General features: G+C 65.2%; 10 protein-coding genes. 8 read left to right on the top strand and 2 right to left on the bottom strand.

Features of this window, described 5'->3' with window-relative positions; translation table 11 throughout:
* Positions 1–90: 90 nt before the first annotated feature.
* The 4 genes from ABFE16_06595 to ABFE16_06580 all read left to right on the top strand — a co-directional run bounded on the left by ABFE16_06595 (position 91) and on the right by ABFE16_06580 (position 5,714).
* Entirely contained in the window at positions 91–1,383 is a 1,293-nt protein-coding gene (locus ABFE16_06595; GenBank protein MEN6344958.1) for an FtsW/RodA/SpoVE family cell cycle protein, read from the top strand.
* Positions 1,376–2,791: a penicillin-binding transpeptidase domain-containing protein gene (locus ABFE16_06590; GenBank protein MEN6344957.1), complete on the top strand. Its 1,416-nt coding sequence runs from the start codon at positions 1,376–1,378 to the stop codon at positions 2,789–2,791. Before ABFE16_06595 ends, ABFE16_06590 begins: the two co-directional genes overlap by 8 nt.
* A gap of 117 nt (positions 2,792–2,908) precedes the next feature.
* Positions 2,909–4,834 (top strand): Stk1 family PASTA domain-containing Ser/Thr kinase, encoded by a 1,926-nt coding sequence (pknB, locus tag ABFE16_06585; GenBank protein ID MEN6344956.1) that lies wholly within the window; start codon positions 2,909–2,911, stop codon positions 4,832–4,834.
* A 97-nt stretch (positions 4,835–4,931) separates the two neighbouring features.
* Entirely contained in the window at positions 4,932–5,714 is a 783-nt protein-coding gene (locus ABFE16_06580; protein ID MEN6344955.1) for a discoidin domain-containing protein, read from the top strand.
* A 167-nt stretch (positions 5,715–5,881) separates the two neighbouring features.
* Here the strand turns inward: ABFE16_06580 and ABFE16_06575 are convergent, their stop codons facing one another.
* The gene (locus tag ABFE16_06575; GenBank protein MEN6344954.1) at positions 5,882–7,471 is read right to left on the bottom strand and encodes a polysaccharide deacetylase family protein; all 1,590 of its coding nucleotides are present in this window, start codon (positions 7,469–7,471) and stop codon (positions 5,882–5,884) included.
* Between the two features lie 34 nt (positions 7,472–7,505).
* Positions 7,506–9,971: a YfhO family protein gene (locus tag ABFE16_06570; protein ID MEN6344953.1), complete on the bottom strand. Its 2,466-nt coding sequence runs from the start codon at positions 9,969–9,971 to the stop codon at positions 7,506–7,508.
* A gap of 232 nt (positions 9,972–10,203) precedes the next feature.
* Between ABFE16_06570 and ABFE16_06565 the strand changes: the two genes are divergently transcribed.
* From ABFE16_06565 to ABFE16_06550, 4 genes are all read left to right on the top strand, one after another.
* Positions 10,204–10,671 (top strand): single-stranded DNA-binding protein, encoded by a 468-nt coding sequence (locus ABFE16_06565; GenBank protein MEN6344952.1) that lies wholly within the window; start codon positions 10,204–10,206, stop codon positions 10,669–10,671.
* A 199-nt stretch (positions 10,672–10,870) separates the two neighbouring features.
* A complete protein-coding gene (locus tag ABFE16_06560) occupies positions 10,871–13,594 on the top strand; it encodes a helicase C-terminal domain-containing protein (protein MEN6344951.1) in 2,724 nt (907 codons plus the stop codon).
* 58 nt (positions 13,595–13,652) lie between these two features.
* Entirely contained in the window at positions 13,653–14,792 is a 1,140-nt protein-coding gene (locus ABFE16_06555) for an HAD-IA family hydrolase (GenBank protein MEN6344950.1), read from the top strand.
* Between the two features lie 71 nt (positions 14,793–14,863).
* Positions 14,864–16,079, top strand: a 1,216-nt coding sequence (locus ABFE16_06550; protein ID MEN6344949.1) for an NFACT family protein, incomplete at its 3' end; no start/stop codon positions are given.

Below are 16,079 nucleotides of genomic sequence, written 5' to 3'. Positions count from 1 at the left end.
GGTGCTGCCCCGGTTTTCCTGCTCTCGCATCGCCGGCGATTCCCCGCCTCGCCAGTCCTGCAGTCATCCTGGCTTTGAACGGTCGAAATCATGAGCGTCGCACGACGTCGAGAGATTGTGCTGCTGTGTCTGGTGGCCGTGATCACGGCTCTGGGCATGGCCTTGACGTGCGCCGCCCTCCACAACAGCGCCGTACGGGCCACCCGTGGCGTAGTGCCTGTGGCCATCCTGCTGCTGGTGAGCTTCCTGATGGACCTCACCGGAAAGGGCCGCGACCGAACACTGCTGCCGATTGTGGCGATGATCTGCGGAATCGGGATCATCATGTTGTGGCGGCTCGAAGGTCCGCGTTCCTTCCAGGCCTCGAAGCAGATTGTGTGGATGACGATCGGCGCGGGCCTGATGCTGGCCACGTACCTGGTAGTCGTCGATGTCCGCAGCCTGAGCCGCTTCAAGTACATTGCGGGCGCTGGTGCCGTGTTGCTGCTGATGGTCACCATGATCTGGGGCCAGGAGCGCTATGGCGCCCGTCTGTGGATCGCCGTCGGCAACCTCTCGCTGCAGCCCGGGGAGTTCGCGAAGATACTGATGGCCATCTCGCTGGCGGGCTATGCGGCCGACCGCGGACAGATCATCAGTCAGGGCGGGCGTGACCGCTGGGGGTTGCCGCTGGTCGAGATCAAGTACCTGGGGCCCATCGGAATCCTGGTGCTTTTCTGCCTGGCCTTGTTCGTGACGCAGCGCGACCTGGGAGCGGCGGTGCTCTTCTTCGGGCTCGCGGTCGCCGTCATCTATCTGAGCACCGGACGCCGCACCTATGTGCTTTTGGGGCTCATCGCCTTCGCCGGTGGGGCGCTGCTTGCCAGCAATATGTTCCCGCATGTGCACCGGCGCATGGTGGCCTGGCTCTACCCCCAGAGCGACCCGAGCGGAGCCGGCCTGCAGACCCTTCGGGTGATGTATGGCCTTGGCGAAGGCGGGGTTCTGGGCACCGGCCTGGGACTGGGGATGCCGCAGAAGATGCCGGCGGTCGCCACGGACCTCATCTTCGGCGCAGTAGGGGAGGAGCTGGGTCTCGCCGGAACCCTGGCCTTGCTCACCCTCTTCGCCATGGCCACCTTCAACGGTTTCATGATCGCCTGGCGGTCACGGGATCGTTTCGGGATGCTTCTGGCCGCTTCGCTGACCACCGTTTTCGCCCTGCAGACGCTGGTGATTGTCGGCGGCGTGATTCGGGCCTTTCCTCTGACCGGTATCACCCTGCCCTTTGTAAGCTACGGCGGCACTTCTGTAGTGGTCAACTTCATCTCCATCGGGCTGCTGCTTGCCGTTTCACGCGACTGTACCGGTGCGCCCGAGAGGCCCTTGCGCAACCATGCATGACGTCGAGCAACTCCGAATCAATGTGACGCGACTCTGCCGCGGGCTGCTCATGGGCTTCCTAGCGTTGTCAGTGTGGCTTGCCTACTGGCACGTGGTTCGGGCTCCCGAGCTTCGGGCCGATACTCAGAATCCCCGAACGCGCGACCGCCTCAAGGTGATTGAGCCGGGCAAGCTCATGACGCACGACGGCGTGACGATCCTCACGGGCGAACGCGGTGAGGAAGGCTGGTACTTCGAGTACCCGGGACACGAGACCTACTGCCACCTCACGGGGTACAACCTCAAGACCGGCCTGCAGGCGACCTTGCATGACGCCCTCTACGGTCTGGGCAAGTACGAGGACCCGATCGTCGCCCTTCTGCGCGGCCAGCCTCAGGGGTGCCAGATAACCCTGACGATCGATGCAAAGGCCCAGGAAGTCGCACACCGACTGATGCAGGACAAGGTCGGGGCAGTGGTGGCGATGGACCCGCGGGATGGTTCGATCCGGACCCTGGTGAGCTCACCCGGTTACGACCCGCCCAGGGTTCTCGAGTCGCCGGACGACTTCATGATCTTCCAGAACCACCCGGACAAACCTGAACTGAACCGTGCGCTGTTGGGGCAGTACGCGCCGGGCTCAGTGCTGAAGATTCTGACCGCTGCGGCAGCCCTGGACATGGGCGTCGTGAAGCCCGACGACAAGTTCACCTGCGCCGGCAAGGCCACGATCAGCGGTTCCGAGATCCGTTGTCGATTGCCGAAGGGACACGGTCGCATCTCCTTCACGTGGGCGCTGGCCGATTCGTGCAACGTGATCTTCGCCGAGGTTGGCCGGGGAATGGGACCAGCCAAGTTCCGCGAGTACGTGAGCCGCTTCCATCTGCTCGATGCTCCGGCGCTGTCCTTGCCCGCCCGCGGTGGTCGCATGGCGAACATGGCAGGCCCGAAGGCGGAGGTGGAGTGCGCCGAGGCTGCCTTTGGGCAGGGCGCGACGCTCACCTCGCCTCTGGCCATCGCGAGGATGACGGCCACCATAGCCGCCGGCGGTGCTGTGCCGGTTCCGAAGCTGCTGGAGCAGGTGAAGAGCGCTCGTGGACGTCTGCTGGCGCGGCTGAAGCCTGAGGCCGAAGGGCAGGCCGTATCTGCGGCGGCGGCGAAGGCAGTCACGAAGATGATGGTCGAGACGGTCAACCGCGGCACTGCTGGAGAGGCAGCGATCCGTGGTGTGGCCGTGGCGGGGAAGACGGGCTCTGCGGAGAACCCGACCGGCCTGCCCCATGCCTGGTTCACCTGCTTCGCGCCGGCGGACAACCCGACGGCAGTCGTGACCGTGGTTGTGGAGAACGGAGGCGCTGGTGGCGAGGTGGCAGGTCCGATTGCCCGCCAGGTGCTGGAGGCGCTGCTGCGGGAACAGGAAGAACGGTAACCCGTTTCGACTGCCGTGCAGGTGCTGTCCAGAGGCCATGCTGGTATGTGTCGTCATGCGCCGGCGCACCAACAGGAGAAGGTACCGCACTCAGCGCCGGGCGTGGAGTGAAATAGCATGAGTGAACTCAAGCCGGGTCTTGTCATCGCGGGTCGCTATCGCATCGACGCGCTGATCGGCGAAGGTGGCATGTCCACCGTCTGGCGGGGTATGGACCTGACGCTGTCCCGGGAGGTCGCGGTCAAGATCCTCCGGGATGAGATCGCCCTTCAGCCTGAGTCCGTCTCCCGCTTCCGCCGCGAGGCCCATGCCGCCGCGAAGCTCAACCATCCCCACATCGTGCAGGTCTACGATACCGGCGTGGACGGCACGATTTACTACATGGTCATCGAGTACCTTCCGGAGCCCGACCTGAAGAGGATCATCAAGGACTGGGCGCCCCTTCCGGTTGCCAAGGTCATCGACGTAGCGGTGCAGTGCTGCAAAGCCCTCGCCTATGCTCACCGCAACGGGATCGTGCACCGCGACGTGAAGCCGCACAACATCCTGTTCACCGATGATGGCCGGGCCAAGCTCTCGGATTTCGGAATCGCCGCAGCCGTTGGGGCAGCGGGGACGGGACCGGGTGGCTTCGTACTGGGCTCGGCCCACTACATGGCGCCCGAGCAGGTTCAGGGCAGCCCGGCGGGGCCTCACTCCGACTTGTACTCCCTGGGCTGCGTGATGTACGAGTCCCTCACGGGCCGCACTCCCTTCCAGGGCAGTTCGGAAACGGAGATCGCCTCGAAGCACCTGCGGGAACGTCCGACGCCTCTGCGCACACTCAATCCCAACGTGTCGCCGGCGGTTGAGTTCGTCGTCAACAAGGCCATGGCTCGCGAGGTCTCCCAGAGGTATCGCAGTGCCGAGGAGATGCTGGTCGACTTGGGCAAGCTCTCCGGTGGGCAAGGGCTGGACCGCACCGGGGTATTCACGGCGCCCGAAGGTGCGACAGCGGTGCTGCAGGCGCCCGTCGCGCCGCGCAGAGACCTGACTCCGGTTGCCGGTTCACGCCCTGACCTGGCGGCCCGGGCACCCGGCATGTCTCGACCTGGTCCGCGCTCTGCCGAAGACGGCTCGGAGATCACACCGGTTCTGCGACCACCGGCCGAGCCCAAGACGAATCCCTGGAGTGCCCTCGGCGCGGTCGTTATCGCCGTGCTCGCGCTCATCATCGTCGTGTGGCTGGCACGCATGGCCTTCTACCCGGAGGGCAACAAGAAGGTCCAGGTGCCGATGGTCAAGGGCATGTCACTTGCCCAGGCGCGCTCGGCACTGGAAGCCAACGGGCTCAAGGTGGGGGAGATCAAGTTCGAGTCAGTGCCGATGGGATCCGAGGGCACCGTCATCCGCCAGAACCCGCCGGAAGGGCAAACGGTGGAGTCCGGTAGCGCCGTCGATGTCGTCGTCAACCAGGGCAAAGAACTGGTGATTGTGGTGCCGGTGGAAGGCATGTCCCTGACTGAGGCCAACGAGACGCTGGAGCGCGCGAAGCTGAAGGTCGGGGATGTCTCGCAGGTCTACCACGCCACCGCTCCGGCCGGTCGCGTGATCAAGCAGGCCATCAAGCCCGCGACTAAGGTGGAGGCCGGGACTGCCATCGACCTGACGGTCAGTAAGGGGCCCGAGCCGGCTACCATCACTCCGCCTCCGGGGGGCGGACAGGGCAATCTGGAACCCGTCGAGCCGGATGTGACCGTGGTCCGCGACGAGACCTTCACACCCAGCGACCCGGCGCAGCGTCGCTTCATCGTCACCGTGACCGTCCAGGGGCAGCAACCGGGGCAGTCGATCCAGGTCGTGAAGACGGATGACCGGGGCGGGCCGACAGTGGTGATGCGAGCCAAGCTGAATCCGAACCAGTCCCAGCGCGTTAGCGTCGATACGCAGGGCTCGGCCACCATCGAGGTGATCCACGAGGGCAAGGTGGTCTACAGGCAGGAGGAGCAGGCCCCGAACTTGCCCAGCGACACGGACCGGCCTTCAGGCACCGGGCCGGACTAGTCACCGGAGGCCCTGCGCAGACCCGGAACCACTGCCTCGCGGCGGTGTCCAAACACCGCAGATAACACACGTACCGGAGTGGAGGAACTTGCAGACCATGCAGCACCGCACCCTGTGGGCTCTGGCCCTTGTAGTCTTCTTGATGGCCGCCCTCTCCCTGGGCGTCGCCTCGGCGGCGAGCTCTGTAGTCGCCGGGAGCACCAACATCGTCGCCGCGGCAAACGGTGGGCGTGTCGTGGCCGTGTCGGGGCAAGCCAAGGATGACACCGGGCACCCGATGCCGCACTGGCAAGCCACCAATGCGATCGACGGCCTTTACGTGGTTGGCAACCACACGCCCAAGGATTCGTACGGTTGGTCAAGCAACATCCCGCCGACGCCGGGCAACCCGGAGTGGATCATCCTCAGCTTCGGCGCCGACGCGAAGCCTCACCTCATCAGCCGTGTGGTCATCGACCCGACCACCGACGACCCGTCCTACATCGGCCGCTGGGCCAAGGACATCGAGGTGCAGGTCTCGACGAATGAGAAGGACGGTCCGTACAAGACCATCGGCCGCTTCATGGTAGTCAATCGTCCCATCAAGCAGGCCTTCGATTTCCCACCCGTTGAGTGCAAGTACCTGCGGCTGCTGCTGCTGACCAATCACGGGTCGGACAAGTGCGTCGAGCTTGGGGAGGTCGAAGTCTACGAGGCCATCGTCAGTGACAACCAGCTTGATGAGATGATCATCCGCATGGAGAACCTGCTGCAGGACCTCAAGCGCTACCGCGACGCGCAGGTCTACCAGGAAGCTCGCAAGTCACTGGAGGAAGCGACACGGAAGCCGGAGCCGCCTGCGGAGACCGCTCCTGCCCCGGCGACAGGCACCAACAAGTAGGCGCGAGCCACTAACAACAGGCAATCCCTGCTACGTATCTGAGCGGGCGACAGAGACCTTGTGCTGTCGCCCGTTACTGTTTGTGTGGGCCTGCGCTGAGGTGCTTTGGCTGGGGTCATGCAGGGGAACGCCGCGGACGGACGTGCCGACAGAAGGCCGCCGAAGGATCAGATGCGTGCGGGCTTGTGCAGCTTCACCTCGTGCTGAAGCTGATCGATGGTTGCGTTGGCTGCACAGACGCGCTTGAGGATGGACAGTGGGACTACAGCCTGCTGGTTGCACAGGATCGCGGGCACCAGGAGAGGGACCGTCTTGCCGTCGAGTTCGCAGGTGAGCGAATCGAGACGGAACACGACCGTGCCGCCGTCGCCACTGACGGTCAAAGTCTCCGTTGCCTTATCGTACTCGAGACTGGCGCCCAGGGGCTCGCCGACAGCTCGGGCCGGTACCAGTATCTCGTTCTGCCAGCGCAGAGGTCGCAGTGGCAGTACGAGGGGCTTGCCGTCGAGGAGGACCTTCCAGTCACCGGAGAGCGGCTCAAGCCGATATCGGCGGCCATCAACCCGAAGGTCGACGACGCCGGTGTAGATCGGCACGAGGCCCTTGACCTCGGAGAGAGTGAGGCAATCGTAGCCGCGGGCCTGAAGGGCAGGGATGAGCCGGTTCAGTGCCGCGACGGTCTGCTCCCTCCGCTGTGGACCGTCATGCATCAGGATGATGCAGTGGTTCGTCACGTGCCGCAGGATGCGCTGGTAGATCGCATCAGCACCGGGGCGTTTCCAGTCCATCGGGTCGATGTCCCACAGGGCGACATGCAGGCCGAGGCTCTGGGCGACCTGATCGACCTGCTTGTTGTGGGCGCCGTAGGGAGGGCGGAACCAGCGCACCTGCGCGCCCTCCGATTGCATGACCTTGAGGCAGCGTTCGAGGTCGGCGCGCATCGCGGCGGGGCTCATTCTGGTGAACTGATCGTGATGCCAGCTATGGGTCCCGACCTCATGCCCCTCGGCGAGCGTCCGCCGGAACATACTGGACACGGGCTTGACCGCCTGGCCAAGGACGAAGAAGGTGCCCTTTGCCCCGTAGCGCTTCAGCGTTGCCAGCACTTGCGGCGTCCAGACCGTGTTCGGCCCGTCGTCGAAGGTCAAAGCGACGGACTTCGCCCGGAGGTGCTCCGCTGTCCGGTTGACCTGTGCACTGGCGTAGGTGACTCCGTAGCTGAGAGGAAGTCCGCTGTAGGCCCCACGGCGTTCGCGTTGGAGCCCCGGGTAGTACGGCGCTGAACCGACCTGCGGCAGAGTCTCCCCGCGCAGGGAGAAGGCCGGTGAGTCCAGGTAGGTGACCCGGTCAACCACAGGTTCGCGCAGGTCGCTCGCAGGGGAGATGACGAGACGATCGCCGGGCTCCACCTGGGCGCTGAGGGCGACGGGCACGCCATTGCGCCAGGCCTCCGCGGGCTTGCCGGCGCCTTGCCGAAGGAGCCCTCCGCGGACATCAAGCAGGTTGCCTCTTGCGGTCGGAAGCCTGAGTTCGTGCGCCAGAGCTTCCACAGTTGAGGCGCGGCGGAGGGTGAGACGCGAACCGTTGACCTCGATCTTGTGGGGGTGCAGCGCCACCCAGAGGAGCACGACTGCAGCCAGCCATAGAACCCACGCTACTAGGCGACGGCCTGGGCCAAAGGGCCGCCGTCTAGGGAGACGCACCCGCGTGGAGGTCACGCCGGGCCCAAGGGTGCCGGCCGACTCGTATTCGCGCATAGCCTCCATACTATAGACGCAGCCCTACCGGGTGTCAAAGAGTCGATCTCGCGCCTCGTCGGAAGGCCCAGGCTACGCCCAGAAGGGCGATAAAGGCGAGGCCCGAAAGCACCATTCCGAGGTGCAGATCACGGGCGTCATAGGAGAACTCGACGCGGTGTCGACCCGGTTCGAGCAGCACTCCCCGAAACAGGTAGTTGGCCCTCAGTAGCGGCTGCACACGACCGTCGACGCGGCAGACGAAGTGCGGGTCATAGGTCTCGCGAACAACCAGCAACCGTCGCGAGGCAGTCTCGCACTCGATCGTCATGTGCCCGCAGTCGTTGGTAAGGGAGGCAAGGCGTGCCGGTCCTTCGCCACTCACTTCGCCTATCGTCTCGGTTGACTCCACGACCGGCCTGCGCCACGTGAACCCCGCATCACACATCCGGCGCAGAGCAGCACTCGCCTCCGGGCATAGAACCGCTCCTTGAGCAAAGTAAGCAACCGGCGCCGGGTCAGAGTTCCCGCGGGCGAGCCAGGTCTGGTGGTCCTCCAGAACAGGGAGCTGCGGCAGAAGCTCCGGTCGGCTCGTTACGACAACGCGGGCACCCAAGGCCGAGAGAACCTGAAGTGGCTGGGCGATCTGGAGACCGGTCTCGGCGTCGGGCTTGCCCTTCAGCGACGCCTTGAGGACGCGCTCGAGCGTCCAGTAGCGGTCGGGCACCAGGGCATAGAACACGTTGGCGGAACGCAACCCGTAGAGAACCTGCCGGTTGGGACGCAGCGTCTCGCGCTCCTCCCAGTAGAAGGCCTTGTCGGTGCCGAGCCAGCCGCGGTTGCCCGTGAGAGACTGCTGCACCTCGTCCTGATCGTGCATGTACAGGCAGTCGGTCGGTGTGGCCTTGAGCGCCTCAGCGAGCCGCGGTGACGAGGTGTAGTAGCTGGTGTCGATCGTCGGGTTGTAGTCCCGCGCGAAGACAAAGAGCTGCACCACGGTCAGGGCGAGAGCCAGTTCGCCAATCCAGCGGGCGTCCCTTAGTCCGAGGCGGCCCGGTTGCTGCGGAGCCTGGACGATCCCGCAAGCGACGGCCACCAGCCCCAGGCAGAGACAGAGCATGAGGTAGTTGGGGTCACTGGGGCTCAGGCGGTCCGCGAAGAACCGCCACTTCTCCTCGGCCTCCTGGTGACGCAGGGACTCGTCAGGCTGATCGGCGGCCACCATGCGCGCTAGCCGGGGCACGATCAGCGGACGCGCTGCACGCAGGCCCACAGGCACCGTTAGTGCGAGCAGCAGGCCGAGAACGCCCAGCATCATCGCACCACGCTGGACGCGACGCGATTCCCCGACCATATGGATCCCGTAGGCCGCCAGAATCGCAAGGCCGAGGGTGGTCAGGAGAACATAGCGTCCGGCGCCGCGGAACCAACTGAAGCCCGGGAGGTGCGGGAACAGCTCGTAGAGCGGGTTCTGATTCGCCAGCGCCAGGAACAGCGAGAGGGGTACCAGGACGAGTGCGAAGGCCCTGGCACGTCCACGGGCGAACCAGGCGCCGAGTAGTCCGAACAGCAGTGCGAGCGTGCCCGCGAAACCGCAGACCTCGTAGTAGTGGTCGCGGCCGAAGTAGTTGCCCTCGGCGTAGGAACCGAAGACGTAGGGATGGACGAAGTAGGCTAAGTTGCGCGGCGTCAGGGCCAACTCGCGCAGCTTCTCGGCGGTGACCGTCGTTCGCGAGGACTGGCGCATGAGCCCCAGCGTCGGAAGGACCTGCACAGACGACAGCAGGACGGCGGCGAGCAAAGCACCGGTCAGTCCCAGCAGGATCACCCGGCCACGTGGTCGCGAAGTGCAAGCGGTCGGCGTTGGGGATGCCGGCTGTGGCTCAGGTGCGGCACGGTGGACCGCTGCGACGAGGAAGTACAGGATCACGGTGAGCACCGAGTAGAAGAACACCTGGGGCATGGCCACAAGCTCTTGCACCCCGAGGGCGAAGGCGCACAGTGCCAGCCATCCCAGCGAACGCGGCGAACGCAGCCAGCACTCCGCCCCGACGAGGGCCAGGGGCAGCCAGGCGGCCGCTTCGACGATGGTGATGTGCATCAGGTGGGTGATGAAGAAGCCCGAGAAGCCGTAGATCATGCCCGCGGTGAGGCAGGGCATTGGCCTCAGACGCCAGAGGCGGCAGAAGAGGGCCATGAAGCACGCTGCGAGAACGCAGTGCAGCCAGATCAGAAGCGCGTAGAGGTGGTACTGGGGCACACCCAGATAGGTTAGCCAGTGGGGTGGGTAGAAGACGCCTGCCTGCCCCTCGGCCAGGACCGCGAATCCGTTCCCCAGGCGAGAGTCCCAGAGGGGAAGATGGCCCTGACGGAGGGCATCAGCGGCGGCGGTGCGCAAGGGCAGATAGGCGATACTCACATCATGCAGAAAGAAGGCCTGGCGTCCGCAAAGCGCCGGGAACCAGAGGGCGAGGCCATAGGCTGCGAAGAGCAGGAAGGCCGGGAAAAGCCGACGATACATGATAGTTGAGCAGTTCCGCATGGTGCCCTGGGGCACCTTCATGGTGCCTTTACCAGGTCTTGAGCGTCACCCTTTTGTCCCTTGACTCGAAGGGGGCCTGTGCTATAATTCGCGTCGCGGGGCGACAGGCGTTGCCGTCGCCCCGATGCCATGCCCGGTGGCCCTTCGGCCGCCGTTCATCTACAGCCGCAGTTGGTGAACTGGGGCCTAATCGATGTGGGAGGTGGGCGTTTTGGCCGACCTGAATTTGGTAGCACTGACGGGATTCGCCACTCGCGACGCAACACTTCGTCAGAAGTCCTCCGGCCAAGTCAAGGCAGAGTTCAGTTTCGAAGTGGACAGGCCCTTCTACCGAGCTACGGGCGAACCGGTGTCCGATCTCTTTCTCGTCGACGTGTGGGAGGAGTTGGGGCGTTGGGCAGTTGACAACATCAAGGAGGGAACCCGCCTGCTGGTGATCGGGACCCTCAATAAGGAGAGCTACAGCACCCGGGGCGGCCGTGAACACCTCACCATCGTGAAGGCCAAGTACATCCGACCCCTTGAACAGGGCTTGCTCGACGAACAGGTGGACGTTGAAGACATGAAGCGTGACTGCTGGGACCGCTCCATGCTGGTCACCACCGTCGACCTCCTCGGCCAGGCACTCCGGAATGGCGACGCAGAAGAAGACTACGACGAGACAGCCTCGCAGTTCTAGTTCTGTTCCCTTGCTTTTCCCGGCGGCCGCCGCTCCTGTGAGAGTAGGCGGCCGCTGTGTTTTGAGGTACAATAGCCCCAGACATGGGGTGGGCCCTGGAGGTGCCGCTCGCGGCTTGCGGCCCTGCAGAGCCTGACACGCCCCGCTGACGATTCGCCCACATTACCTGCGCCTTCGCCAACAACGGCCCTCACCCCGCATGAAGGATAGCCAGCCGAAGCTTGCCTATGTCGCCCTTCGTGGACCCTCGCGCGAGCGTACTCTCTACGCTCGTGTGCAGGAGGGTGCCTGCCGTGAATGGCGGTTGCCCGACCGCGGCCATGACCTGGACAAGACGCTGCGTGAGCTGATCCGCCACTGCGATGACGCCCCGATTGTGTGCTTCGAGGCTGAGGACCTCAGCGAACTCCTCTCGCGTCCCGAAGTGCTTCCTCACGCGCGGACCGCCCTGGCAAAACTGCGTGACTTGCGCGAGCTGTCGCTGATCTGGTTGCCTACGGTCTCCTGTCATAGCCCGGAGGACATGGCGGCTGCCGACACCCCGGGCGATGACCCTCTTGCCCTGACGTGCCTGCTCTGGGAGCGTGTGCTGGAGGCCATCCAGAATGCACCCGAGGGGCTGCTCAGGGTGCTGTCGCCCTTGCTGGCACAGGACCCGGGGCATGCCTGGTTGCCCTGGCCAGAGGGTGTTGCCGGCAGCACCGACCTCATGCGCATCGGCTCGGTACTGCCCCAGAAGCCCCCCGTGCGGAAGAGGGACAGTGCCGACACGGTCCCATCGGGAGACCTGCGTGACCTGTCGATCGAGGTCCTGTCACCTGGTGGCTGTATCGCGGAGGCTCTCGCGGCCTACGAGCATCGCGCGGGGCAGGTGGACATGGCGCGAGAGGTAGCCGATGCCCTGCGGGACGGGCGGTTCCTCCTGGCTGAGGCCGGCACGGGTGTAGGGAAGTCGCTGGCCTACCTGGTGCCGGCTGTGCTCTGGGCATGTCGTGAGGGCGAGCCGGTGGTGATCTCGACCAACACCAAGAACCTGCAGGCCCAGCTCATCGAGAAGGACCTGCCCCTGCTGCAGCGAGCGCTGCCCTTTGGCTTTCAGGCCGCACTGCTCAAGGGGCGGGCGAACTACCCCTGTATTCGCCTGCTCATGTCGGTCGCCATCGACGCAGCGAACTCCCTTCTGCGCGGTGAACGAGTCGTTGCGGCCTTCCTGATCTCCTGGTTGGCCCACGGTAGCGGCGGTGACCTGGAGAGCCTGCCCGGCGATGTGTTCCAGTTGCTGCCGGAGCTACCGAGTGTGCTGGCCCGTGTGCGGTCACAGGGCGATTCCTGCGTGGGGAAGGCCTGCTCCTACGGCGATGTGTGCCCGGTGGAGATCGCACGGGCTCACGCGCGGAACTCGGACATCATCGTCGCAAACCACGCGCTAACGATGGCCGATGCGCGTTCGCAGGTGCTGCCCAAGTACAGCCGCCTGGTCTTCGACGAAGCCCAGAATGTGGAGACCGTGGCGACCGATGCGCTGAGCCTGGAGTGTTCGGGTCACGGTCTGCGGCAGCTCCTCCAGGCCTTCTCGGGCAGCCGTGGTAGCTTCGTCGAGCTGATGAAGCGCCGGCTGCTGGAGCTTGGTGAGCGGCCCGGAGTGCCTGAGGCGAACGGGGCCCTGGATCAGTTGCCGGCGCTTGCCGACACCTTTGCCGATGCCGCCGCCGAGATGGGTGATCTGGTCTTCGACTTCTGCTTCGATATGCCCAACGATGGGCGCACTGAAGAAGGTCGCGCAGCGGTGCGGCTGACGGACGAAGTGCGACAGATGCCGGAGTGGGCGGAGTTGGCGGAACTGGGTGCGCAGGCTCTATCGGCGGGGCTGACACTGCTACGGTCGGTCGAGGCCTTTGCCGAACAACTGAAGCCGATCGACAAAGGCGCAAAGAGCGGTAGCGAAGGCCTGGATACTGACGCCGATGCCGTGAAGATGCGGATCGCGGCCGTCCTGGAGGCTCTGGCGAAGGTTCTCGACTCCGGGAGCAGTCAGGTGGACTACGTGACCTGGGCCGAGGCCTGGCGTTCACGCTCGGGGCCCTCGTGGGGTCTGCATGCGGCGCCGGTCGACATCGGCCCCGTGCTCGAGGAGGCGCTGTTCTCCAAGAAGAGCGCGATCGTCTTCACCTCGGCAACAATGACGGTGGACGGACGCTTCGGGTACTTCCGGCAGCGTTTGGGACTGGACCGCTACCGGGACAAGCTGGTCGAGGTGACGGCGTCGTCGCCCTTCGACCTGACCGAGCAACTCCTGCTGTGCGTGCCCGGTGACATGCCCGAGGCCTCGCAGTTTGGGTTCAATGATGCTGTGGTGGACGCATTGGGCAAGATCTGTGAGGTCACTGAAGGGGGAACCCTGGCGCTGTTCACGGCGCGCTCGCGGATGAGCCAGGCCTTCCGGGCTCTGGAGCAGCCGCTTCGATCACAGGGCATGACGCCGCTGTGTCAGGACGTCAGCGGGCCGCGCTATGACCTGCTGGAGCGCCTGCGGCACGATGACCGCGCCGTTCTCTTCGGCCTCAAGAGCTTCTGGGAGGGTGTCGACGTCCCCGGCGATGCCCTGCGCTGTGTGGTCATCTGCAAGCTGCCCTTCGCGGTGCCCAGTGATCCGGTCGTCCAGGCCCGGCAGGAGGATGCTGCCCGCAAGGGCCTCGACCCGATGATGGACTACTATCTGCCCGAGGCCGTCGTCGCCTTCAAGCAGGGCTTCGGCCGACTGATTCGGACGGCCACCGATACCGGTGTGGTCTTCGTGCTGGACAAGCGCATTGTGACCCGGGGCTATGGTCGTCGCTTCTTCCGGTCGATCCAGCGTTGCGAGTTCGCCCGTGAGACGCTGGAGGACTGCCTGGATCGTGCACGGGGCTGGCTTGGGCGCTGATGAGAACGCTGGAGACGACGGCGAGACCTGAGCACGCCGGAACCATGAGGGATTGCCCATGTCGATGAATCTCAAGGACGACCGCTGGTGCTTCGCCTGCGGAACTCACAACCCACACGGCCTGCGTCTGGGTGACATCCACCTGGAAGGTCTGGACTGCTGCTGCACCTTCATGCCGCAGAAGCACCACCAGGGGTGGTCGGAGATCCTCCACGGCGGCATCACCTCGACGCTGCTGGACGAGATGATGACCCATGTGCTGTACCGGCGCGGGTACGACGCGGTAACGGCCGAGATGACCGTGCGGCTGAAGAAGGCAATCCCGCTGGAGAGCATGCTGAAGGTCCGCGGTCGCATCACAAGACTTCGCGGGAAGCTGGCCGAGACCGAGGGCGAGGTGATCATGGCCGACGGGTCGGTCGCGGCTGTGGCGACGGCCAAGTTCTTCGTGTCACGCCGTGGTCCCGATGAGCCCGGCGGACGTCTTTCCCTGGCGGCCCGGGAGGCGGTGCTGTTCGACCTGTTCGGTACCCTGGTCCCGGTGTTTCGGCATGACGAGTACTTCGCCATCCTCGGCGAAATGGGCCAGGCGCTCGGAATGGCTCCGGCGGACTTCGCTGATCTGTTCCGCAAGGTGGCACATGAACGCACGCTTGGGCGCTGGGCGACCCTTGAGGAGAACCTGCGGGACCTGTGCCGCGAGGCCGGGATCGAGGCCAGCGAGGAGCAGATCACTGAGGCCACTCGGATACGCGTCGCCTACACCCGGGAGCAGGTGATGAACCCCTATCCTGATGCCCTGGCGACGCTGCGAGCCCTCAAGGAAGCAGGGCGGCCCCTTGGTCTCATCAGCGACTGCTCGCCCGAGGTGCCGCTGCTGTGGGACGAGACGCCGCTATCGGAGTTCATCCCCGATCCCGTGCTGTCCTGTGCCGTTGGGTTGCGCAAGCCCGATGCCCGCATCTACCAACTGGCGTGTGAACGTCTCGGCGTGGACCCGTATCGCGCTGTGTTCGTCGGAGACGGGGACAGCAATGAAATCCAGGGCGCCGCGGAGATCGGCCTGTGCCCGATCCTGGTGGATAGGGGAGAGACCAGCGCCTTCCGTGTCTCCGAGAGCGAACACTGCGGCATCGTGGTACATGACCTGACGCAGGTGCTGCCCCTGGTCGGGCTGGAGGCTGTCGAGGCAAGCTAAGCCGGTCTCCCTGTCTCCGTGCAGGATCCCAGTCGCGCTGCCATTTTCTGCTTTGTCATCAGGATACCGCTATGGTTTTCGACTCCACCATCCTGGCTCGTCTGGCCTCCGACCTGCGTCGGCAGATCGTGGGCTCCCGCGTGGATCGGGTCTTTGCGGTCTCGCGTGATGAGGTCGTGCTTGACCTCCGGCGGCGAGCTCCGCGTCCTCAGCTTGTGTTCTCGTGGTCCGCTGAGATGGGCCGAGCGCACCTGTCCGCGGACCATGAGCCCCGGCCGGACCTGCACCTGCCCTTCGTGGATTCGCTGCGCAAGGAGCTCCGGGGCGCCACCATCACCGCCTGCGGTCAGGTGGGTTTCGACCGGATTCTTGAAGTCGAGTTCGCCAACTGCGAAGGGATGGGACCCGGTTCGCGGGCGAGTCTGGTGGCCGAGATCATGGGCCGCCATGCGAACCTGATCCTGCGCGGCCCTGACGGGATCATCCTCAGTTGCGCCAAGCTCATCAACAGCCAGGTGAACCGGTACCGGGAGATCATGCCCGGCGTTCGCTACGTGCCGCCGCCGGGCGGGTTCCGGATCGATCCCCGGCAGTTGACCGTTGAGGCGCTGCTCTCGCCGCCCGAGCCGCCGGTGGACGACGAGCACGAAGCGTCTGCGGTTCACGGCGGAATGGCGCTGCGGCAGTACCTGCGCGGTGTGCTGATGGGTGCGAGCGACCTGTTCCTCGATGAGTTGGTGACGCGATCGCGACTCGAGGGGGAGCAGCCGGTCGATAGCCAGCCCGGGGTGTGGGCGTCGCTGGTCTGTGAAGCTGCAACGGACCTTCTTGCCGAGACAGAGACTGAAGGGCCTGCCTTCGTGTATGAGGGCGCCGTGCGTCGGGGAAAGCGCACTCAGGTGTTTGCCTACCCGCTGGTCCTGCAGTCCCACCTGGACTTCGAGTGCCAGCCCGTGGAGGACCTTGGTGCGGCCCTGGATGAGCTTGTGGGCACGCAGTTGGTCTCCCGTGAGCTGCAGAGCGGGCGTGACCACCTCACGGCCTTCCTCTCCCGCGCACTGGCCCGAACCGAAGCCCGGGTGCGAGAGCGGGAGTTGTCGCTGGCGGAGGCTGAGGACGCGGACGGGCTGCGGCGTCGCGGTGAGCTGATTCTGGCGAACCTGCACGCGATCCCGACAGGGGCTGCAGAGGTCGAGGTGACCGACTACTACGACCCCAATCAGGCCACCGTCACCCTCAAACTCGACCCGCACTACTCAGCCAAAGAGAACGCCCAGGCGGCCTTCG

It is taken from the genome of Armatimonadia bacterium, from assembly GCA_039679385.1.
In the GTDB taxonomy this organism is placed as follows: Bacteria; Armatimonadota; Zipacnadia; order Zipacnadales; family JABUFB01; genus JAJFTQ01.
This window is presented reverse-complemented; position numbering and strand designations above follow the sequence as displayed.

What these genes read in the sequence shown, in the direction of transcription:
- pknB (MEN6344956.1), top strand. Translation starts at nt 2,909, where the DNA reads ATGAGTGAACTCAAGCCGGGTCTTGTCATCGCGGGTCGCTATCGCATC.
- ABFE16_06575 (MEN6344954.1), bottom strand. Translation starts at nt 7,471, where the DNA reads ATGCGCGAATACGAGTCGGCCGGCACCCTTGGGCCCGGCGTGACCTCC.
- ABFE16_06590 (MEN6344957.1), top strand. Translation starts at nt 1,376, where the DNA reads ATGCATGACGTCGAGCAACTCCGAATCAATGTGACGCGACTCTGCCGC.
- ABFE16_06560 (MEN6344951.1), top strand. Translation starts at nt 10,871, where the DNA reads ATGAAGGATAGCCAGCCGAAGCTTGCCTATGTCGCCCTTCGTGGACCC.
- ABFE16_06555 (MEN6344950.1), top strand. Translation starts at nt 13,653, where the DNA reads ATGTCGATGAATCTCAAGGACGACCGCTGGTGCTTCGCCTGCGGAACT.
- ABFE16_06580 (MEN6344955.1), top strand. Translation starts at nt 4,932, where the DNA reads ATGCAGCACCGCACCCTGTGGGCTCTGGCCCTTGTAGTCTTCTTGATG.
- ABFE16_06595 (MEN6344958.1), top strand. Translation starts at nt 91, where the DNA reads ATGAGCGTCGCACGACGTCGAGAGATTGTGCTGCTGTGTCTGGTGGCC.
- ABFE16_06570 (MEN6344953.1), bottom strand. Translation starts at nt 9,971, where the DNA reads ATGTATCGTCGGCTTTTCCCGGCCTTCCTGCTCTTCGCAGCCTATGGC.